This is a genomic window from Paracoccus aerius, from assembly GCF_014656455.1.
Lineage (GTDB): Bacteria > Pseudomonadota > Alphaproteobacteria > Rhodobacterales > Rhodobacteraceae > Paracoccus > Paracoccus aerius.
The window spans coordinates 200,785-221,430 of the sequence record NZ_BNCL01000006.1; the positions used below are offsets into that span (position 1 = coordinate 200,785).

17 protein-coding genes are annotated in these 20,646 nt (G+C 64.4%); 11 read left to right on the top strand and 6 right to left on the bottom strand.

The genetic code is table 11. The features are described 5' to 3' along the window. The first annotated feature begins 6 nt into the window (after positions 1 to 6). The gene (locus tag IE224_RS09730) at positions 7 to 2,634 is read left to right on the top strand and encodes a nitrate reductase (RefSeq protein WP_191309879.1); all 2,628 of its coding nucleotides are present in this window, start codon (positions 7 to 9) and stop codon (positions 2,632 to 2,634) included. On the opposite strand, the gene IE224_RS09735 is transcribed toward IE224_RS09730, so the two are convergent. The 3 genes from IE224_RS09735 to IE224_RS09745 all read right to left on the bottom strand — a co-directional run bounded on the left by IE224_RS09735 (position 2,631) and on the right by IE224_RS09745 (position 5,493). Then, the gene (locus IE224_RS09735; RefSeq protein WP_191309882.1) at positions 2,631 to 3,800 is read right to left on the bottom strand and encodes an ABC transporter substrate-binding protein; all 1,170 of its coding nucleotides are present in this window, start codon (positions 3,798 to 3,800) and stop codon (positions 2,631 to 2,633) included. The two genes, IE224_RS09730 and IE224_RS09735, sit on opposite strands and share 4 nt — an antisense overlap. Beyond that, positions 3,797 to 4,384, bottom strand: coding sequence for an ANTAR domain-containing response regulator (locus IE224_RS09740; RefSeq protein WP_167624122.1), 588 nt, complete (start codon positions 4,382 to 4,384; stop codon positions 3,797 to 3,799). The genes IE224_RS09735 and IE224_RS09740 overlap by 4 nt, the downstream gene beginning before the upstream one ends. Before the next feature lie 296 nt (positions 4,385 to 4,680). Then, positions 4,681 to 5,493 carry an IclR family transcriptional regulator gene (locus IE224_RS09745; RefSeq protein WP_308434861.1) on the bottom strand — a complete coding sequence of 271 codons (813 nt, stop codon included), beginning with the start codon at positions 5,491 to 5,493 and terminating at the stop codon, positions 4,681 to 4,683. A gap of 60 nt (positions 5,494 to 5,553) precedes the next feature. On the opposite strand from IE224_RS09745, the gene IE224_RS09750 reads away from it, so the two are divergent. The 10 genes from IE224_RS09750 to IE224_RS09795 all read left to right on the top strand — a co-directional run bounded on the left by IE224_RS09750 (position 5,554) and on the right by IE224_RS09795 (position 17,639). After that, positions 5,554 to 7,086, top strand: a complete 1,533-nt coding sequence (locus tag IE224_RS09750; protein WP_191309887.1) for a M81 family metallopeptidase — start codon at positions 5,554 to 5,556, stop codon at positions 7,084 to 7,086. Between the two features lie 42 nt (positions 7,087 to 7,128). Further along, positions 7,129 to 8,694: an ABC transporter substrate-binding protein gene (locus tag IE224_RS09755; RefSeq protein WP_191309890.1), complete on the top strand. Its 1,566-nt coding sequence runs from the start codon at positions 7,129 to 7,131 to the stop codon at positions 8,692 to 8,694. Positions 8,695 to 8,757: 63 nt separating this feature from the next. Beyond that, on the top strand, positions 8,758 to 9,699 hold the full coding sequence (locus IE224_RS09760; RefSeq protein WP_191309893.1) for an ABC transporter permease: 942 nt from the start codon (positions 8,758 to 8,760) through the stop codon (positions 9,697 to 9,699). Beyond that, the gene (locus tag IE224_RS09765) at positions 9,699 to 10,574 is read left to right on the top strand and encodes an ABC transporter permease (protein WP_191309896.1); all 876 of its coding nucleotides are present in this window, start codon (positions 9,699 to 9,701) and stop codon (positions 10,572 to 10,574) included. Before IE224_RS09760 ends, IE224_RS09765 begins: the two co-directional genes overlap by 1 nt. Before the next feature lie 4 nt (positions 10,575 to 10,578). Continuing rightward, positions 10,579 to 12,252: an ABC transporter ATP-binding protein gene (locus IE224_RS09770; RefSeq protein ID WP_191309899.1), complete on the top strand. Its 1,674-nt coding sequence runs from the start codon at positions 10,579 to 10,581 to the stop codon at positions 12,250 to 12,252. Continuing rightward, a complete protein-coding gene (locus IE224_RS09775; RefSeq protein WP_191309901.1) occupies positions 12,236 to 13,411 on the top strand; it encodes a M20 aminoacylase family protein in 1,176 nt (391 codons plus the stop codon). The genes IE224_RS09770 and IE224_RS09775 overlap by 17 nt, the downstream gene beginning before the upstream one ends. Further along, a complete protein-coding gene (locus tag IE224_RS09780; protein ID WP_191309903.1) occupies positions 13,408 to 14,538 on the top strand; it encodes a M20/M25/M40 family metallo-hydrolase in 1,131 nt (376 codons plus the stop codon). The genes IE224_RS09775 and IE224_RS09780 overlap by 4 nt, the downstream gene beginning before the upstream one ends. A 429-nt stretch (positions 14,539 to 14,967) precedes the next feature. Continuing rightward, on the top strand, positions 14,968 to 15,135 hold the full coding sequence (locus tag IE224_RS09785) for a hypothetical protein (protein WP_191309905.1): 168 nt from the start codon (positions 14,968 to 14,970) through the stop codon (positions 15,133 to 15,135). A gap of 81 nt (positions 15,136 to 15,216) precedes the next feature. Further along, on the top strand, positions 15,217 to 15,354 hold the full coding sequence (locus tag IE224_RS09790; protein WP_191309908.1) for a hypothetical protein: 138 nt from the start codon (positions 15,217 to 15,219) through the stop codon (positions 15,352 to 15,354). Then, positions 15,351 to 17,639 (top strand): arginine/lysine/ornithine decarboxylase, encoded by a 2,289-nt coding sequence (locus IE224_RS09795; protein WP_191309911.1) that lies wholly within the window; start codon positions 15,351 to 15,353, stop codon positions 17,637 to 17,639. Before IE224_RS09790 ends, IE224_RS09795 begins: the two co-directional genes overlap by 4 nt. Before the next feature lie 143 nt (positions 17,640 to 17,782). Here the strand turns inward: IE224_RS09795 and IE224_RS09800 are convergent, their stop codons facing one another. The 3 genes from IE224_RS09800 to IE224_RS09810 form a co-directional block, all read right to left on the bottom strand. After that, positions 17,783 to 18,184 (bottom strand): GtrA family protein, encoded by a 402-nt coding sequence (locus IE224_RS09800; RefSeq protein WP_191309913.1) that lies wholly within the window; start codon positions 18,182 to 18,184, stop codon positions 17,783 to 17,785. Continuing rightward, a complete protein-coding gene (locus tag IE224_RS09805) occupies positions 18,181 to 19,188 on the bottom strand; it encodes a glycosyltransferase family 2 protein (RefSeq protein WP_191309915.1) in 1,008 nt (335 codons plus the stop codon). Before IE224_RS09805 ends, IE224_RS09800 begins: the two co-directional genes overlap by 4 nt. A gap of 64 nt (positions 19,189 to 19,252) precedes the next feature. Further along, on the bottom strand, positions 19,253 to 20,646 hold a 1,394-nt coding region (locus IE224_RS09810), incomplete at its 5' end, for a glycosyltransferase family 87 protein (protein ID WP_191309917.1).

Sequence of the window (20,646 nt, forward strand, 5' to 3'; positions counted from 1 at the left end):
TTGCCGATGACCATGCAGAACCCCCGCCCCGCCATCCGGACCACCTGCCCCTATTGCGGGGTAGGATGCGGGATCCTTGCAACGCCCGACGGCGCCGGCGGGCTGGCGGTCGCGGGCGACCCCGACCACCCCGCAAACCTGGGCCGGCTTTGCGTCAAGGGATCGGCCCTGGGCGAAACGGTCGGCCTCAAGGGCCGCCTCTTGGCCCCGCAGATCGACGGCCGAGACGCAGGCTGGGATGAGGCGCTTGACCTTGTGGCGCGGCGGTTTTCCGACTGCATCGCCAGCCATGGCCCGGATTCGGTGGCCTTCTATGTCTCGGGCCAGTTGCTGACCGAGGATTACTATGTCGCCAACAAGCTGATGAAGGGCTTCATCGGCAGCGCCAATATCGACACGAACTCGCGGCTCTGCATGGCATCCTCCGTGGCGGGGCATCGGCGCGCCTTCGGATCGGACACCGTGCCCGGCCTTTACGAGGATCTGGAACAGGCCGATTGCGTGGTCCTGGTGGGATCGAACCTCGCCTGGTGCCATCCCGTCCTTTACCAACGCCTGGCCGCCGCGCGCGAGTCACGGGGCACCAAGGTCGTCGTCGTCGACCCCCGCCGCACCGCCACCTGCGACATCGCCGACCTGCACCTGCCCCTGGCGCCGGGATCTGACGCCGTGCTGTTCAACCTGCTGCTGGCCGAGATAGACCGGCACGGGCTTGTGACGGAAAGACCCGATGGCCTGGCCGAGGCACTGGCCACGGCGCGGGCCACGCTGCCGCAGGCGACCGGCCTGCCGCACAGCGCGCTGCAGCAGTTCCTGGATCTGTGGTGCGGCAGCGGGCGTGTCGTGACCGTCTATTCCCAGGGCATCAACCAGTCGGACAGCGGCACCGACAAGGTCAATGCCATCCTGAACTGCCACCTGGCGACCGGCCGGATCGGGCGCCCCGGCACCGGCCCCTTCAGCGTCACCGGCCAGCCCAACGCCATGGGCGGTCGAGAGGTCGGCGGCCTGTCCAACATGCTGGCCTGCCACCTGGAGATCGAGAACCCCGTGCATCGCGATGCGGTGCGGGACTTCTGGCAGGCGCCCCGCATGGCCGCCAAGCCCGGCCTCAAGGCCGTCGACATGTTCCGCGCGGTCGAGGACGGCCGCATCAAGGCCCTGTGGATCATCTGCACCAATCCTGCCGTGTCCATGCCCGAGGCCGACCGCGTCGCCCGTGCCATCGCCGGTTGCGATTTCGTGGTCGTGTCCGACATGATGGCGCGGACGGACACGACGCGCCTGGCCCATGTGCTGCTGCCGGCCACCGGATGGGGCGAAAAGGACGGCACCGTCACCAATTCCGAACGCCGCATCAGCCGCCAGCGGCGCAGCCTTGCCGCGCCCGGACAGGCGCGCGATGACTGGCGCATCATCGCCGATGTTGCCGCCCGGATGGGCTGGGCCGATGCCTTTGACTGGGACAGCCCGGGGCAGGTCTTTGCCGAACATGCGGCGCTGTCGGGCGTGGCGGGCGCACTTGGCGGCGACTTCGACATATCCGACCATGCCGGCATCACCGGGCCGCAATACGACAGCTTGCAGCCGTTCCTCTGGCCGCAATCCCCCCGCCGCAAGGGCGGACGCTTCTTCGGCGACGGCCGCTTCCACACAGCCTCGGGCCGGGCACGGATGGTATCCGTGACGCCGCGCCTTCCACAGCCCGCCCCCGGGGCCTGGCCGTTCCTGTTGAACACCGGCCGTGTCCGCGACCATTGGCATACGATGACCCGGACCGGCCTGTCGCCGCGCCTGTCCCGCCACCTGGCCGAGCCGTTCCTGGAACTGCACCCGGCGGACGCCGCCCGGCTTGGCCTGCGGCATGCGGACCTGGCTCAGGTGGCAAGCCCCCATGGAAGCGCCATCCTTCGGGTTCTGGTGACGGACCGCGTGGCGCCTGGCCACCCCTTCGCGCCGATCCACTGGACGAACGAGACGGCGTCCCGCGCACGCATCGACGCCCTGGTGCCAGGGGTGGTTGACCCCGTCTCGGGCCAGCCGGCATCGAAATCGGCCAATGTGGCGATCAGGCCGTTCAAGGCAGAATGGTATGGCTTTGCAGTGTCTACCCGTCCCATCCAGCCCGCCTGCGATTACTGGGCACGCGCGGTCCTGCCGATGGGCCACCAGGCGGAACTGGCCGGGACCGACCAGCCCCAGGACTGGACCCAGACAGCCCGCACCATGCTTGGCATGACAGGCGAGCCGCTGGCGGTCCACGACCCCCGGAAGGGCATCCGGCGCCTGGCCTTCATCGCGGATGGCCGGCTTCAGGCCGCGCTGTTTGTCGCGCCCCATCCCGTCATGCTGTCGCGCAGCCACCTGATCGCCTCGCTGAACGCCGGATGTGGCGGCGACATCCTGGCGGGGCGTCCGGGGGCCGACCAGCCTGATGCGGGGGCCTTGGTCTGCGCCTGCTTCAGCATCGGCATGAACACGATCCTGCACGGCATCGAAACGCAAAAGCTGATGACGGTCGAGGCCATCGGGCGCGCGCTTGGCGCCGGAACGAATTGCGGGTCGTGCAAGCCCGACCTGAAAAACCTGCTTCGCACCGCGGCGGCGGGCAGGACGGAGGCCCCGGTCGGCTAGCCAACTGCGGCGGGATCAAAGGTCATGCCGTCGAAAAAGCCGTCGGCGCGCAGGATCATGCTGCCACGTTCCGCAGCGACCGTGCGGTCGGCGGACAACGCCCCCTCAATCCGTTGCGAGGCACCGGGCAGGGGCGCCCCCGCAGGACGCAGGTGCCGGCGGTAAAGATCGGTGCGGAAATGCCCCATGGCCCGGACCCCCGCGTCCTGCGGGTCAAGGCCATGCGCCAGGGCCAAGCGTTGCGCAAAAAGCGCGGCCAGGCTTTTCCACGGAAAACTGGCTGCCCCTTCGTTGAAGGAAACGAAACCGGGCGTTTCCCGGATCTCGCCGCGGGCAGAGACGGTCATCCGCCCTGTCAGCCCGCGTTCCACAAGCTCTGGCGGCAGGTCCAGATAGGCGGGCCGAGAGATGATTTCCGCCGCCGTGCCGTGATGGCCTTCTTCGTCCAGCCAGCGCCCCGCCCGCCAGACGGCCCGCATCAACGCGCCTGCTTCCTGTTCCCGCGCATCGGCGAAATCGCGCAGCAGCACCAGCCCCTTTTCGGGGGGAGAGGCCCAGATCGCGGTGCCGGGCAGCAGCAGGGCCGCCAGCCCCCGGTCAACCGAAACGCTGGCCCAGGGCTCGCCCACGCAGATCGCCTCGACCTCGCCGCGCGCCAGGGCATCTGCCATCATCGGCGGCGGCACGGTGACGAGGTCCAGCATGGACGCGGCAAGGCCGCAGCTTGCCAGCCAATGCCGGACCAGTTCGGATTGGGTCGAGAAATGAAAGGGCACGCCGATCCGCAGCCGCCCCGTCACCGCCTGGCGTAGAGCAGCACCAGCGGCACGCGCGTCGTTGAATGCGAAATCATGGCCCCTGTCGCGCAGGCGCTGTTCAAGATCGCGGTTGACGGCCACGACCTGCCCCCCGTGCGACAGGAACATGACCAGATCCATCGGGGGCAGCGACGGCCCAAGCCCAAGCGCCTGCCCCACCGGCATGGGCACCAGCATGTGGGCTGCCTCGATCATTCCGGCGCCCAGCATGTCACGCGCCTGCGCCCAAGCGCCAAGCCGGACCAGATCCAGCCTCAGCCCTTCTTCGGCGGCAAAGCCCAGTTCCTGCGCGACGATCAAGGGGGCCGCGTCGATCAGGGGAACATAACCGAGGCGCAGCGTCGTCATCGGCCCAGCAACCCTGCCGCCATCACCAGTTGTTGCGCGATATCGGCCATGCGCTTGCCCTGATCCATCGCCGCCTTGCGCAGCAGGCCGTAGGCCGCTTCCTCGTCCAGGCCGCGCGCCTTCATCAGCAGCGCCTTTGCCCGGTCGATGATCTTGCGTTCCTCAAGCGCGGCGCGGGTGGCGGCCAGTTCGGCCCGCATCTGCTGGAAGATGTGAAACCTGGCGATGGCCGCATCCAGGATCGGCTTGATCCGTTCCGCGCGCAACCCGTCGACGACATAGGCGGAAATCCCGGCCTCGATGGCCGCCCGCGTCAGTTGTTCGTCCGACCTGTCCACGAACATCGCCACGGGACGCTCGGACGGCCCAGATGCAAGCGCCAGTTCCTCGAGCACGTCGCGCGACGGGTTGGCGATGTCGATCAGGACCACATCGGGACGCAGTTCGGCCACCTTGCGCGCAAGGCCCGATTGCTCCGCGATGATGCGGACGTCGTGTTGCCCGGTGTCGCGCAACCCTTCGGCAATGGGTTGGGCGCGATCCGGGTCGGGTTCGACAACGACGATGAGAAGAGGCTTCGACATGGCTGCCCCCGTCGTGGCACGCCGGCCCTTCCCTGCGCAATGTCGGGTGGATGCGGCCGGGCAGGAGTGGTCAAGAAACGGGCAGGCATCGCCCTTGTGGCCCAAGATCAAGGCAATGGTTGTCTGACGTGTGGTGGAGTTCAGCGATCTAGGTGCGGTCTCGCCAGGGGAAAGGCCAACTGCCGGGGCAGAGACCCTGCCCGTCGGCCCGATGCAGCGCCGCACCGTCCGCCTGGTCGTGATGCCAATAAGGCGATACGATCCCGGTCAGTGCAGCCCTACCCTGCGGCGCACCGTCAGCCCGGCAGGATGCTGCGCACAGCCTCGGCGGCCAGGGGGGCGACGCGTCGGCGGAAATCCTCGGGGGCCCATTCCGACAGCGATGCCGCGATGTGGATGGCGGCTATCGGCCGACCGTCTGCGTCGGGGATGGCAACGCCCAGGGCCACCTCGCCCATCAGGATCTGCTCGATCGCCAGGGCATGGCCATTCTCGCGCGTCAGGGCGATCTGGCCACGGATGGCGGCGGGATCGGTCAACGTGCGGGGCGTGATCTGGGGGATCGGGTGATCGTCCAGGATCGCGTCCACCTCGGCCTCGGGCAGCATCGCCAGCACGGCCCAGCCCCCGGAGGTGCAGGCCGTCGGCACGCTGTTGCCCACCAGCGTGGCAAAGAACGTCTCGCGCTTGCTTTGCATCCGCGCGGCGTAAACCATCCGCCGCCCGTCGAACAGCGACAGGTCGACGCGTTCGCGGACATTGCGCCGCAGTTCCAGAAGCACCGGGCTGGCGCGGCGGACCAGGGGGTTCAGCCGCAGGTAATCATGCGTCAGGTCCAGGATCGGCAGGTCGAGGCGAAAGCCGCGACCATCCTCGGACAGGGTCAGGTAGCCCAGCTTGCGGAAGGTATGCACAAGGCGTTGCGCCGCGCTGCGGGTCAGCCCCGTCCGCGCAGCGATCTGTGCCAGCGACAGCGGACCTTCCGCCTGGCGAAATGCCTCCAGAACAGTCATTCCGCGCGCAAGTGATTGAATGAAAAGAGGATCATCATCTTCGGAAGAAGCTGGTTCCGACTTTTGCTGCATCATCTGCATCTCCGACGTTGACATAAGGAAATTGGGGTCAATAAACTCACGATGCAATGCACTTGTATCGGACAGCAATACAGCATGTCGGAACCTTCCAATCAAGATCAGGCGCCGCGCGTTGCTCTTGCGGGGTTCGTCCATGAAAGCAATTCCTTTGCCCCCAGCCCGGCGGACATGGCCGCCTTTGAACAAGGGGGCGGTTACCTGCCGCTAAGCCGGGGTGCGCAGATCCTGGAACGCGCGCGGCAGGTCAACCTGCCGGTCGCCGGCGCCATCGACCATGCCGAAAGCCATGGTTGGCAACTGCTGCCGCTGGTCTGGGCGGGGGCCGTCCCGTCGGCGCCGGTGACCGCCGCCTGCTATCACGCCATCGGCGACGAGATCGTCGAGGGCCTGCGCCGGGTCATGCCGGTGGACGGCGTGTTCCTGGACCTGCACGGTGCCATGGTGGCCGAAGGCGCGCCCGATGGCGAAGGGCCGCTGATCGCGCGGGTGCGTGATGTCGTGGGCGCCGATGTTCCCATCGTTGCCGCGCTTGATCTGCACGGCAACATCAGCGCGCAGATGGTCCATGGGGCCGACCGGCTGGTGGGATTCCGCACCTATCCGCATGTAGACATGGCTTTGACCGGACAGCGGGCAGCGGCCGAACTGGATCGCCTGATGCGGGAACGCGCGAACTTCAAGGCGTTCCGGCAGCTTGATTTCCTGATCCCGATCGCCTGGCAATCGACGATGGGCCAGCCCGCGGCCGGGCTTTACGACCTAGTGGCGGACTTCGACGCCAAAGGAATCTGCGCGTCGTTCTTCATGGGCTTTCCGGCGTCGGATTTCGCCGATTGCCGCCCCTCGGTCGTGGCCTATGGGGAAAGCCAGGACCAGGCCGACGCCGCCGCCGACCGTATCGCTGGGGCTGTCCGCGAGGCCGAGCCTGCCTTCCAGGGCCGGTTCTTCCTGCCCGACGACGGCGTGGCCGAGGCGCAGCGCCTTGCCGCCACGGCCACGCGCCCCGTCGTCATCGCCGACACGCAGGACAATCCCGGCGCGGGCGGCGATTCCGATACGACGGGCATGTTGCGGGCACTGGTCGCAGCGGATGCGCAGGACGCGGCCATCGGGCTGATCAGCGACCCTCAGGCAGCCGCCGCCGCCCATGCCGCGGGGAAAGGGGCGCGGATCGAGATCCCGCTCGGCGGCAAGTCCGGCGTCGATGGCGACGCGCCCTATACAGCCACCTTCGAGGTCGAAAGCCTGTCGGACGGCCATTGCCACGCGACAGGCCCTTATTATGGCGGGGCGCATCTGCAACTGGGCCCTTGTGCCTGCCTGCGCATCGGCGGGGTCCGCGTTGCTGTCGCCTCTGAAAAGGCCCAGATGGCCGACCGCGAGATGTTCCGCTTCCTGGGGATCGAGCCCGAGGCGCAGGCCATCCTGGTGGTCAAGAGCTCGAACCACTTTCGCGCCGATTTCGCGCCCATCGCCGACGCCATCCTGATCTGCGCCGCGCCAGGGCCGATGCCCATCAGCCCGGCCAGCCTGCCTTTTCGCCACCTGCACCCCGGCATCCGGCTGGAACCGGACGGCCTGCCATTCACCCCACCCGCGCAAGGCTGACGCCAAGATCGGCCCGCGGCAACCATCGACAGAGAGGACCTCATGTTCAACCGACTGACAGCGACGCTTCTTGCCTCGACCATGCTGGCCGGCACCGCCTGGGCCGAAACGACGGTCAAGGCCGTGATGCATTCGGGACTGCGCGTCCTGGACCCGGTCATCACCACAGCCCACATCACCCGCAACCACGCCTACATGATCTATGACGTGCTGATCGCGCAGGACAGCCAGTTCCAGCCGCAGCCGCAGATGGCCGATTGGGCCGTGTCCGACGACCAGTTGACCTATACCTTTACCCTGCGGGACGGGCTGACCTTCCACGACGGCACGCCGGTGACGGCCGCCGACGCCGTGGCCTCGCTGAAACGCTGGGGCCAGAAGGACGCGGGCGGGCAGGTCATCATGGACCGCACCGCCAGCCTGGAGGCGACGGACGACAAGACCATCACCTGGACCCTGACCGAACCCTTCGTGCCGATGCTGGACATGCTGTCCAAGCAGTCGGCGCTGCCGCCCTTCATCATGCCGGCCCGCGTCGCCGAAACCTCGGCCGACGAGGCGATCACCGACTACACCGGCTCCGGCCCCTTCCGCTTCGTGGAAGAAGAGTTCCAGCCCGGGTTGACCGTCGTCTATGAAAAGTTCGACGAATACGTTCCGCGCGACGAGCCCGCCGACTGGATGGCAGGAGGCAAGGTCGTGAACGTCGACCGCGTCGAATGGGTCAACATGCCCGACATCCAGACCGCCGTGAACGCCCTTTCGGGCGGCGAGATCGACTATATCGAACAGATGCAGGTCGATCTGCTGCCGCTGCTGGAAGGCGATCCGAACATCGTCGTGGAAAAGCGCGAGCCGACCGGGATGCAGACCATGGTGCGGATGAACTTCCTGCACCCGCCCTTCGACAACCAGCAGATCCGCCAGGCCGCGCTGAAGGCGATCCAGCAGGAACCCGTGCTGGCTGCGATGGTCGGCAATCCTGAATACTACCAGGTCTGCGGCGCCATCATGGGCTGCGGCACCCCTCTGGGCAGCGAGGTCGGCACCGAGACGCTGACGCAGGGCGGGGGCGTCGAAGAGGCCAAGGCGCTGCTGGAGGAAGCAGGCTATGACGGCACGCCCGTTGTGCTGATGGCCCCTACCGACATGGTGGCGCTTGCCACGCAGCCCGTGGTGGTGTCCCAGGCCCTACGCGAAGCGGGCTTCACGGTCGATCTGCAGCCGATGGACTGGCAAACCCTGGTGACACGCCGCGCCAGCCAGGCGGCCCCGGCCGAAGGCGGATGGAACATCTTCATCACCAATTGGATGGTGCCCGAAATCTCGAACCCGATCTCGAACCCGATGCTGAACGGCCGGGGCGATGACGCCTGGTTCGGCTGGCCCACCGATGAAAAGGTCGAGGAACTGAAGGAGAACTTCATCGACGCCACCGACGCCGAAGCACAGAAGGCCGTCGCCGAGGAAATCCAGGCCCATGCCATCGACAACGGACTGCTGATCCCGCTGGGCCAATACACCCTGCCCCAGGCACGCCGCGCCGGTATCACGGACATGATCAACTCGCCCGTGCCGGTGTTCTGGAACCTTCAGAAGGCCGAATGATCGCCTGCGGGGGCGGCGCCGCGCCGCTGCCCCTGACCTGCCCGTCCGATCCGAGGAAACCTGATGCTGGGTTACATCCTGCGGCGCATCCTGGCCGTCATTCCCGTGATGCTGCTGGTCGCCGTCTTCGTCTTCCTGCTGCTGCGCCTGACCCCGGGCGATCCCGCCGCGATCATTGCGGGCGACATGGCAACCCCCGCGCAGCTTGAACGCATCCGCGAGGCGATGGGCCTGAACCAGCCGCTGCATATCCAGTTCGTCACCTGGCTGGGGCGGCTGATGCAGGGCGATCTGGGGGTCTCGCTGATCTCGAACACGCCGGTGTCCGCCATGATCGCCGACCGGATGGGCCCGACCTTCGCCATCGCGATCCTGACAATCCTGATGTCGGTCGCCATGGCCGTGCCGATGGGGGTGCTGGCCGCCTGGAAGCACCGCAGCGGGGCGGATTATGCCGTGATGACCTTCTCGGTCCTGGGCTTTTCGGTCCCGGTCTTCGTGATCGGCTATCTCTTCATCCTGATCTTTTCGCTGAAGCTGGGCTGGTTCCCGGTCCAAGGCTATACGCCCGTCGGCAGCGGCCTGGGCGCGTTCCTGTCAAACGCCTTCCTGCCCGCGCTGACGCTGAGCACGATCTATATCGCGCTGATCGCGCGCATGACGCGGGCCAACATGCTCGAGGTGCTGGGCGAGGATTACATTCGTACCGCCCGCGCCAAGGGTGCGCCGGAACGCACCGTCCTGTTCCGCCACGCGCTGAAGAACGCGGCAGTCCCGATCCTGACAGTGATCGGGTCGGGCTTCGCGCTGCTGATCGGCGGCGTGGTGGTGACGGAAACGGTGTTCAACATCCCCGGCATCGGGCGGCTGACCGTGGATGCCATCCTGGCCCGCGACTATCCGGTGATCCAGGCGATGATCCTGCTGACCAGCTTTCTCTACGTGCTGGTGAACCTGCTCATCGACCTCAGCTACAGCTTCTTTGACCCGAGGATCCGCTACTGATGTCCCCCATTCCGCCGCCGACCTCTGCCATGCAGCCGGTCCTTCGCGCGCTGCGGCTGCCGCAGTTCGGCTGGGGCAGCAAGATCGCCGCCCTGGTGCTGGCCGTGATCGTGGTGCTGACGCTGCTGGCGCAGTGGATCGCGCCGCATGACCCGCTGACCATGAACCCGCTGGCCCGCCTGAAAGGCCCGATCGAAGGGCACCCCCTGGGCACCGACAATTTCGGCCGCGACATCTTCAGCCGGGTGCTGATCGGCGGGCAGTTGTCGCTGATCATCGGCATCGCCACCGCCGTCGTCTCGGTCCTGATCGGGCTGGTGATCGGCATGGTCGCGGGCTTCTTCCGCACGGCCGATGCGATCATCATGCGGATGATGGACGCGCTGATGGCGATCCCGTCGATCCTGCTGGCCATCGCGCTTGTCGCGTTGAACGGGCCGTCGGTCGGATCGGTCATCGCGGCCATTACCATCCCCGAAATCCCGCGCGTCGTGCGCCTGGTCCGGGCCGTCGTGCTGGCGGCGCGCGAGGAACCCTATGTCGAGGCCGCCATCGCCCTTGGCACATCCATGCCGAAAATCCTGGTCCGCCACCTGGTCCCGAACACCCTGGCGCCCCTGATCGTGCAGGGCACCTATATCCTGGCCTCCGCCATCCTGACCGAGGCGATCCTGTCCTTCCTGGGCGCGGGCGTCAGCACCGAGACCCCCACCTGGGGCAACATCATGGCCGAGGGGCGCATGTTCTTCCGCATCAAGCCGGAACTGATCCTGTATCCGGGGCTGGCGCTGTCGCTGTGCATCCTGTCGATCAACCTTCTGGGCGATGCCGCACGCGACATGCTGGACCCGCGGCTGAAGAAACGGGCGGGATAGACCGATGCTGTTCAAGACACGCAATTTCGACGCCGCGCCCGTCGCGCTTCAGGCCCGAAATCTGACCGTTAGCCTGCCGGAAACGCCGGGCAACCCTCAGGTTCTGAAGAGCATCGACGTAACCATCCGGCAGGGCGAAACCGTCTGCCTTGTGGGCGAATCCGGGTCCGGCAAGTCGGTGACCTCACTGGCCATCATGGGCCTTCTGCCCGAGGCTCTGAAAGTCGCGTCAGGGACAATTGCCCTGCAGGGCCGTGACCTGCTGCCCCTCAGCCAGGCGCAGATGCGCGAGCTTCGCGCCGCCCGCGTGGCCATGATCTTCCAGGAACCGATGACGGCGCTGAACCCTGTCCTGCGGATCGGCGACCAGATCATGGAGGTGATGGAGCTTCACACCGACCTGCCCCTCGCCGAACGTCGCAGGCGCGCCTTGGCGATCATGGAACAGGTGCATCTGCCCGATGTGGACCGCATCTTCCGGTCCTATCCCCACCAGCTGTCGGGCGGGCAGCGCCAGCGGATCATGATCGCAATGGCCCTGGTGCTGGAACCCGTTCTGCTGATCGCGGACGAACCGACCACGGCCCTGGACGTGACCACGCAGAAGCAGATCCTGTCGCTGATCGACGAACTGCAGCAAAAGCACGGAACGGCCGTGCTGTTCATCACCCATGACATGGGCGTCGTGGCCGAGATCGCGGATACGGTCTATGTGATGAAGCACGGTGAGATCGTCGAACATGGCCCCGTCGAAACCCTGCTGCGCCATCCCCGGGCCGATTACACCCGCAAGCTGCTGTCGGCCGTCCCTAGCCTGTCGCCCCGCGACGCGCGGGTGGTTGCCGATGACACGGTTCTTCGGGTCGAGGCTCTGAACAAGGTCTATGGGGGCGGCGGCATCCTGAAGTCGCTGCCGCAGGCCCATGCCGCCAAGGACGTGGCCTTCACCCTGTCGCGCGGGCGCACCCTGGGGATCGTGGGCGAATCCGGGTCCGGCAAATCCACGGTCGCGCGCTGCATCATGCGGCTGATCGACCCGACATCGGGACGGATCATGCTGGACGGCACCGACATCGCGGATCTTTCGCGCCGTGCCCTGCGCCCGCACCGTCAAAAGCTGCAGGTGGTGTTCCAGGATCCGATGCGGTCGCTGAACCCCCGCTGGACCATTGCCGAAAGCCTGATCGAAGGTCCGCTGAACTATGGCACCCCCCGCCGCGAGGCCTTGGCCGAGGCCGCGCGCCTGATGGGCGTCGTGGGGCTGCCGGAGGATGCCTTGGCGCGCTATCCCCACCAGTTTTCCGGCGGTCAGCGCCAGCGGATTGCCATCGCGCGGGCCGTGATGATGCGCCCCGATGTGCTGGTGGCGGACGAAGCCGTGTCGGCGCTCGACGTGTCGGTACAGGCGCAGGTGCTGGATCTGCTGGACCAGTTGCAGCGCGACCTGGGGATCGCCATCGTCTTCATCACCCATGACCTGCGCGTCGCCGCCCAGATCTGCGACGAGGTGATCGTGATGAGCCGCGGCGCCGTTGTCGAACACGGCCCCGCCGCCGAGGTGTTGGCAGCCCCAGCCCACGCTTATACCCGCGCCCTGATCGACGCCGCGCCCGGCCGGTTCTGGGATTTCCACAATTTCCGCGAACTGCCGAAGGTGACCCATGCCCAACCTGCCTGAGATCGACGCTGCCGCCTCCGAACTGGACGCCATCTTCCGGGACCTGCACGCCAACCCCGAGATCGGGCTGGAGGAGGTGCGCACCGCAGGGGTCGTGGCGGCCAAGCTGCGCGAATATGGTGTGGACGAGGTGCATGAAGGCGTCGGCAAGACGGGCGTCGTCGGCCTGCTGCGGGGACGCGGCCAGGGCAACCGGCGCGTCGGCCTGCGCGCCGACATGGACGCCCTGCCGATCCAGGAAGCCAGCGGCGTGGACTATGCCTCGCGGAACGCGGGCAAGATGCACGCCTGCGGCCATGACGGGCACACGACGATGCTGCTGGGCGCCGCGAAATACCTGGCCGCCAGCCGCAACTTCGACGGCACCGCCGTCTTCATCTTCCAGCCGGCCGAGGAAGGCTTGGGCGGCGCGCGCGGCATGATCGCGGACGGGCTGTTCCAACGCTTCCCGGTGGACGAGGTTTACGGGATGCACAACCAGCCCACTGGCAAGCCGGGGCAGGCCACGATCTGCCGCGGCCCCGCCATGGCAGGCGCGTCCTTCTTTGACATCGCAGTCAGCGGCAAGGGCAGCCACGCTGCCATGCCGCACCAGTCGCGCGACGCACTGGTCGTCGCATCCGGCCTTGTCGGCCAGTTCCAGACCGTGCTGGGCCGCAACGTCGCACCGCTTGACCGCGCGGTGCTGTCCGTGACCCAGATCCACGCAGGCAGCGCCTATAACGTGGTGCCGGAAACGGCGGCCCTGGCCGGGACGATCCGCTTTTTCCGGCCCGAGGTGCGCGACCTGATGCAGTCCCGGATGCGCGACATCTGCGACGGAATCGCACGGGCCTTCGGCGTCGCCATCACCGTCGAGTTCCGCGAAATCTTCGATGTGCTGGTCAATGACGAGGATCTGACGGATGCCTGGGCGCAGGCCGCGGCCGATGTCGTTGGCCAGGCCCAGGTCGATACCGAGAGCGAACCCTTTACCGGGTCCGAGGATTTCGCCGACATGCTGCAACAGGTACCGGGCGCCTATGGCAACCTGAGCCACGCGGGCACGGTGCCGCTGCACAATCCGGGCTTCGTCCTGGATCCCGCCATCCTGCCGGTGGGCGCCTCGATCTATGCCCGGCTGATCGAACGCCGCCTGCCCCTGGGGGACGCGGCATGAGCGCCCTGGACCTGCCCTTCGACGCCGACCGGATGCTGGACGGCCTGCGCCCCTGGATAGAATGCGAAAGCCCCACCTGGGACGCGGCTGCCGTCAGCCGGATGATGGACCTGGCCGCCCGCGACCTGGCTGCCATCGGCGCCACTGTCGAGACGATCCCCGGTACCAAGGGCTTCGGCACCTCGATCCGCGCGAGTTTTCCGCACCCCGACCAGGGCAAGCCCGGCATCCTCGTGTCCGGCCACATGGACACCGTCCATCCCATCGGCACCCTGGAGACCCTGCCCTTCCGGCGCGAAGGGGGGCTGGCCTATGGTCCCGGCATCATGGACATGAAGGGCGGCAACTATGTCTTCCTGGAAGCCATGCGCCAGATCGGCAAGGCCGGCCTGACCACGCCCCTGCCCGTCACCTTCCTGTTCACCCCGGACGAGGAGGTCGGCACCCCCGCCACGCGCGGCCTGATCGAGGACGCGGCGCGGGGCCAACGCGCGGTTCTGGTGCCCGAGCCGGCCTCGCCGGATGGCGGCGCGGTGATCGGCCGCTATGCCATTGCACGCTTCGACCTGTTGACGCAGGGTCGTCCCAGCCACGCTGGCTGGGCGCTCAAGGACGGGCGGTCGGCCATCGCCGCGATGGCCAAGCGCATCCTGCAGATCGAGGCCATGACCACCGAGGACTGCACCTTCTCGGTTGGCGTGATCCATGCCGGGCAGTGGGTCAACTGCGTCTCATCCTCGTGCCGGGCCGAGGTTCTGAGCATGGCGAAGACGCAAGATGATCTGGATCGGGGCGTCGCCGCCATGCTTGCCCTGCAAGGAGAGGAAGACGGCGTCGAGTTCATCGTGACCCGCGGCGTCACCCGCCCGGTCTGGGAACCGCAGCCCGGCACGATGGCGCTTTACGACCTGGCGCGGCAGTTGTCGTCCCGGATCGGCTTCGATCTGGCAGCAGGCAGCGCCGGCGGCGGCTCGGACGGCAACTTCACCGGCGCCATGGGCGTACCAACGCTGGATTCGATCGGCGTTCGCGGCAAGGGACTGCACACCTTGAACGAACATATCGAGATCGCGAGCTTGTCGGAACGCGCAAGGCTTGCCGCCGGCCTGCTGACCGAGATCCAGTGACGTCCGTAATCGTCGTTGGACAGCCGAGAGCCGGCATCGAGGTTCGGTCTTTGCCCTTCGCCAGCCTCGCATTGGTGCCTCCCGCGCCGCGAAATGGGCCACAAGGCCCTGATCTGCCGGTCGGACAAGGACTGCGCCGCGTTGTGCATCAGCACGGCGCGGCTTCCGACCGCGCGTTCTCCGTCCCAGCACAAGAACAACCGTTTCGCAGGATAGGCCGGCCTTTGGCATTCCAAGTTCGAAACAAAAGCTTTGCGTTGCGAGAGCATAGTCTTCGGCACCCATGCCACGCCGACTGCCGCCAGCAAGGCCGGGCAGGGTCAGGATCGCCATCGCCTTGAACAAAGGCACGGCCACGGCCGCCCATCGCCAAGAGGAACGATGCCCTGCCGGAAAATGTTGATCCTGAAGTTGGCGCAGGAGGTGACGATGTCCGACAAAGAACAAGGCGTGCCAGACGATCTGGAGAAGGATCAGACCACCCGTCCTTCGCTGCGAAAGGGTGACGGCCCAATCAAACCGTCGGGCACGGCACGGCAGCCCAGGTTCGACCGCAAGACCGGCGCCGGACCTGCCAGCGACGATCCGACCGAGTAGCGCCGCAGCGGCTTCCATCGCGGACGCGACATCTTTATTGCATGGGACGGATGACAGGCAGAGCAGGAGGCTGCGCCTTCGATGCCGCCGGGATGGAATGCAATCCTGGCGATGATCATCATCACGACCGTGTTCAGCTATCCGCGCGGCCTTGACGGGCCAGTCCACACTGGAAAGAACGTGGCAACCAAGGTGACGCCCGAAAAGGAAGACCAATGAAGTTTCGTTTCCCCATCGTCATCATCGATGAAGACTTCCGCTCGGAGAACACCTCGGGGCTTGGGATCCGCGGCCTGGCCGAGGCCATCGAGGCAGAGGGCTTCGAGGTGCTGGGCGCCACCACCTATGGCGACCTGTCTAAGTTCGCGCAGCAGCAAAGCCGCGCCAGTGCCTTCGTGCTGTCGATCGACGACGAGGAGTTCAGCCCCGGCCCAGACCTTGACCCGGCCGTCGTGAACCTGCGGTCCTTCATCGAGGAGGTGCGGTGGAAGAATGCCGACGTTCCGATCTTCCTGCATGGCGAGACCAAGACCAGCCGGCACCTGCCCAACGACATCCTGCGCGAATTGCACGGCTTCATCCACATGTTCGAGGACACGCCGGAATTCGTGGCCAAGCACATCATCCGCGAGGCGAAAAGCTATCTTGAGGGGATCCAGCCGCCCTTCTTCAAGGCCCTGCTGGATTATGCCGAGGACGGGTCCTATTCCTGGCACTGTCCGGGCCATTCGGGCGGCGTGGCCTTCCTGAAATCACCGATCGGGCAGATGTATCACCAGTTCTATGGCGAGAACATGCTGCGGGCGGATGTCTGCAACGCGGTCGAGGAACTGGGCCAGCTTCTGGACCACAACGGCGCCATCGGCGCGTCCGAACGCAATGCCGCGCGGATCTTCAACGCCGACCATTGCTTCTTCGTGACCAACGGCACCTCGACCTCGAACAAGATGGTCTGGCACCATACGGTCGCGCCCGGCGACGTGGTCGTCGTGGACCGCAACTGCCACAAGTCGATCCTGCACGCGATCATCATGACCGGCGCCATCCCGGTCTTCCTGCGGCCCACCCGCAACCATTGGGGCATCATCGGCCCCATCGCCCATTCCGAGTTCGAGCCGGAATCCATCCGGGCCAAGATCAGGTCGAACCCCCTGCTGCAGGACGTGGACGCGGAACAGGTCAAGCCGCGCATCATGACGCTGACGCAATCGACCTATGACGGCGTCCTCTACAATACCGAGGAAATCAAGCGGATGCTGGATGGCTATGTGGACAATCTCCACTTCGACGAAGCCTGGATCCCGCATGCGGCCTTCCATCCGTTCTATGGCACCTATCACGCGATGGGCCGCAAGCGCGACCGGACGCAGCATTCGGTGACCTATGCGACCCAGTCGATCCACAAGCTGCTGGCCGGCATCTCTCAGGCAAGCCATGTGCTGGTCCAGGACTCGAACGAGGTGAAGCTGGACCGTCACCTGTTCAACGAATCCTACCTGATGCATACCTCGACCAGCCCGCAATATTCGATCATCGCCAGCTGCGACGTGGCCGCCGCGATGATGGAGCCGCCCGGCGGCACGGCGCTTGTCGAGGAGTCGATCCTGGAGGCCCTGGACTTCCGCCGGGCCATGCGCAAGGTCGACGAAGAGTTCGGCGAAAACGACTGGTGGTTCCAGGTCTGGGGGCCAGAGGCGCTCGAGGAAGAGGGGATCGGCCGCACCAAGGACTGGGTGCTGCGCCGCACCGACAGCGAAGGCGTTCAGCGCGACGGAGAGGACAGCTGGCACGGCTTTGGCGACATGGCGCCCGGCTTCAACATGCTGGACCCGATCAAGGCGACCATCATCACCCCCGGCCTGGACATCGAGGGTCGCTTCGACACCACCGGCATTCCGGCTTCGATCGTGTCGAAATACCTGGCAGAACATGGCGTCGTCGTCGAAAAGACCGGCCTTTACAGCTTCTTCATCCTGTTCACGATCGGCATCACCAAGGGCCGCTGGAACACGCTTGTCGCGGCGCTCCAGCAGTTCAAGGACGACTATGACCGCAACCAGCCCCTGTGGCGCGTGATGCCGGAATTCTGCGCCAAGCATCCCCGCTACGAACGGATGGGCCTGCGCGATCTCAGCCAGCACGTCCATGCGCTTTATGCGAAATACGATGTCGCGCGCCTGTCGACGGAAATCTATCTGTCGGACCACCATCCCGCGATGACCCCGTCCGAGGCATTCTCTCACATCGCGCGGCGCAAGACCCAGCGGGTGGCGATCGACGACCTGCAAGGGCGTATCACGACAAGCCTCGTGACGCCCTATCCGCCCGGCATCCCGCTTCTGATCCCCGGCGAGACCTTCAACGCCAAGATCGTCGACTACCTGCGCTTCAACCGCGAATTCGCCCGCGAATGCCCCGGTTTTGAAACCGACATCCACGGCCTGGTCACCGAAACAAACGCAGACGGCGAGATCTGCCACTATGCCGACTGCGTGGCAATTTGAGAGGGCGGCGGCAGGTGCCTGTCTTTCTGGCTACGCCAGTCCTGGCGGAACTGACGGGACGCCACGGCAATGGGCGCGATGATCCCTTTCCAAGTCCAGGAGGAGGGGCACAGGAATGGCTTCTTGAACAAAAGCGGGACGAGTTACCCGCGTTGTGGTTCCCTGAAGACCCAGGATCGATTGATCATAAAGCTCAGCATTGGCACCAAAATCAGAGCCAGCAGAAAGCCGGTCTGATAGTCCAGTTTGAAAGCATGGACGCTTATCGCCATGATCGCCATGTTTGAAAGCAATCCCACCGCAAGCGAAACAATGAACCTTAGAATTTGCGACACGCCATGCTGGCTGCGCTTTCTGAAGACCCACAGCGATTGCCCTAGATAAGTGATACCAAGGGCACAAAGAAAGGCCAAACCATTCGCGGGCGTGGGAGGAATTCGAACCAGTTCGACCAGAACGGTCAAGACAAGATAATGCATGGCAGTGGCGGCAAGGCCAACGATGCCGAAACGTGTCACTTCAATAAACGAGTTTCCCGCCTTCATCTTGCAGCTTTCGAGTATGCAAGAAGTGTCTCGACCGGAGAAGATGATTCTGTTTGCGGTCGCAGCCCAACCTGTTCACGAACAACATAAATTGGGCGCTGTTTAGATTCGATGTAGAGTCGGCCAAGATATTCACCGATTATCCCCAGCGAGATCAGTTGGACTGCGCCAAGCATCAGCACCACCGCCATGAGCGATGCATAACCTGGCACGTCGCGCCCAAAAAACAGGGTCTGCAGGATAATTGTTATCGTATAGCTCACGGAAAACACGGCAACGATCCCCCCGACATAGGTCCAGACGCGGAGCGGAACCGTGGAAAAGCTCGTAAGTCCGTCAAGTGCGAAGTTCCACAATTTCCAATAGTTGAACTTGCTGGTGCCAACTGCGCGTGCGGGCCTTGTGTAAGGCACCCCAATGCTCTGGAATCCCACCCAGGCAAAGATGCCTTTCATGAAACGGTTGCGTTCGCGCAGACGAAGCGTCGCCTGCAAGGCCGGACGGCTCATCAACCGGAAGTCACCGACATTCGGCTCGATCTTCAACGACGAAAGACGATTGAAGAGTGAATAGAAAAGACCTGCCGATCCGCTTTTGGCTGCAGTATCACTGGCGCGGTCGCTACGCTGGCCATAGACGACGTCGTATCCTTCGCGCCATAGCTGGACAAATCTTGCAATAAGTTCGGGTGGATCCTGAAGGTCCACATCCATAGGGATCACTGCATCACCGGTTGCCGCTTCCAGGCCGGCTGTCAGGGCTGCCTCTTTCCCAAAATTCCTGCTGAGGCGCACCATGCAGACCGCTGGATTAGCAGCATGGACCTGATGCAAAACCTGGCTTGTACGATCGGTCGAGCCATCGTCGACGAAGATGATCTCGTACTCGAGGCGGTCGATGTCCTGGATGATCGGGATGACCTTTTCCAGGAAAAGTCCGATCGCATCCTCTTCGTTAAGAACGGGAACGACGACGGAAAGACGCTGCACTGAAAGGGAAGGCATTTACAACTCCGAGCCCTGCAAGGAAGTTACCGAGCAAAAATTTGAGGTCTTGAACAGGGCGAGGTCATACAGCAACCGCGGCCTTTGAAGCCGCCGGCCAGGTGATCCTGCAGATCTTCAGATAGGTCGCCAAGACACCCATCAGGGCAAGTTCGCGCGTTCTAGCCATCATGTCCAAATCAAACCTTTCCCAGATCCTTTGGGGAAAGAAGATCACAAAAGCCAGAAAACAAAGCAACATCAGCACGCGCGGCCTGCCTTGCGCCGCCATCAGAAGCGGAAAAGCGATCACAGCCACAGGTGCAAGATCGTAATCATGCGAATAGACGAACAGAAATGATATGATCAGGATGGCGTTGATCAGCCAGATCTCTTCGTAATGCCGTCGAAAACGATAAAGCGCAATCAAGGCTATAATTCCTGGCACCATAAAGGATGGGGCGGAAATTCCGGCCGTGGCCAGGACGCTTCGAACACCAAAGACGTGCTTGAAGCTGGGAAGGTTGTGGACCGTGTTCTGGTATTGGGACAAGGTCCGCATCCAGGCCAGCCACGAGCCATCTACCCCTTGCGCAACAATCGGCCAGCCCGAAACCACTATGGTCGTGACAGCCGCTGCCGCGACCAGAACCCACCGTCGGTCCATCATGAACCAGAGACCGACAAGAATTGCCAGTTGCGGCTTGAAGGCACTTATCCCCAGCAAGATCCCGGCCAACAGATCCAGCCGGCGGTTGGCCAACATCCAGCAGCCATAGATGAACGCGGCCGATATGAGGGTTGTCTGCCCCATCCACACTACATGGGCCGTCAACGGATTACCGATAACGAGAGCCGAAGCGATGACAGCCGTGGCGCGTGCGTGGGAGGTTCTAATATATTCGCCCGCTGCGGCACCCCAGTGAATGAAGAGCGTCAGAAAACCAATCGCGGCCAGATTCATCGCCCCGCTGATCCATCGGGCCGTATCGGATGAACCGAAAGAAAGCGCAAGCGCTATAGGAAAGGAATTTGGCGGATAGGCGTAGTTTCCCGAATCCAAACCGGTAACGAGCTTCATATTCTCCTTGAAGCTTTCTACGTCATAAGGATTAGCGAGGTTCCGCCACATCTCGCCTGCAACTTGGAGATAAGGCATGTCAAAAGCGAAATGGCCGCTACGCCCCACCCCATAATAGCCAAACATGATGAGAAACATCACGGAAAGAATAGAGAATGTTAATATTATAAAATGATTATTGTAGTATTTGTGTTTCATCATGCACATACTCGAAAACCAATGACTCGTCCCATATAGCAGCAAGCTGAGAATAGAGAACCGTGTTTTCGCGTGGCCTGCTGCTCCAGTTCCTCCTCCCGTCATTTCAAGACTAAGAAGTCCGGCCTGATCAACTCTTACTGCATTGATTTTATGTGCTGAAGATGCGGTTTCATTCGCTTTGAATTGCAGGGTTTCGT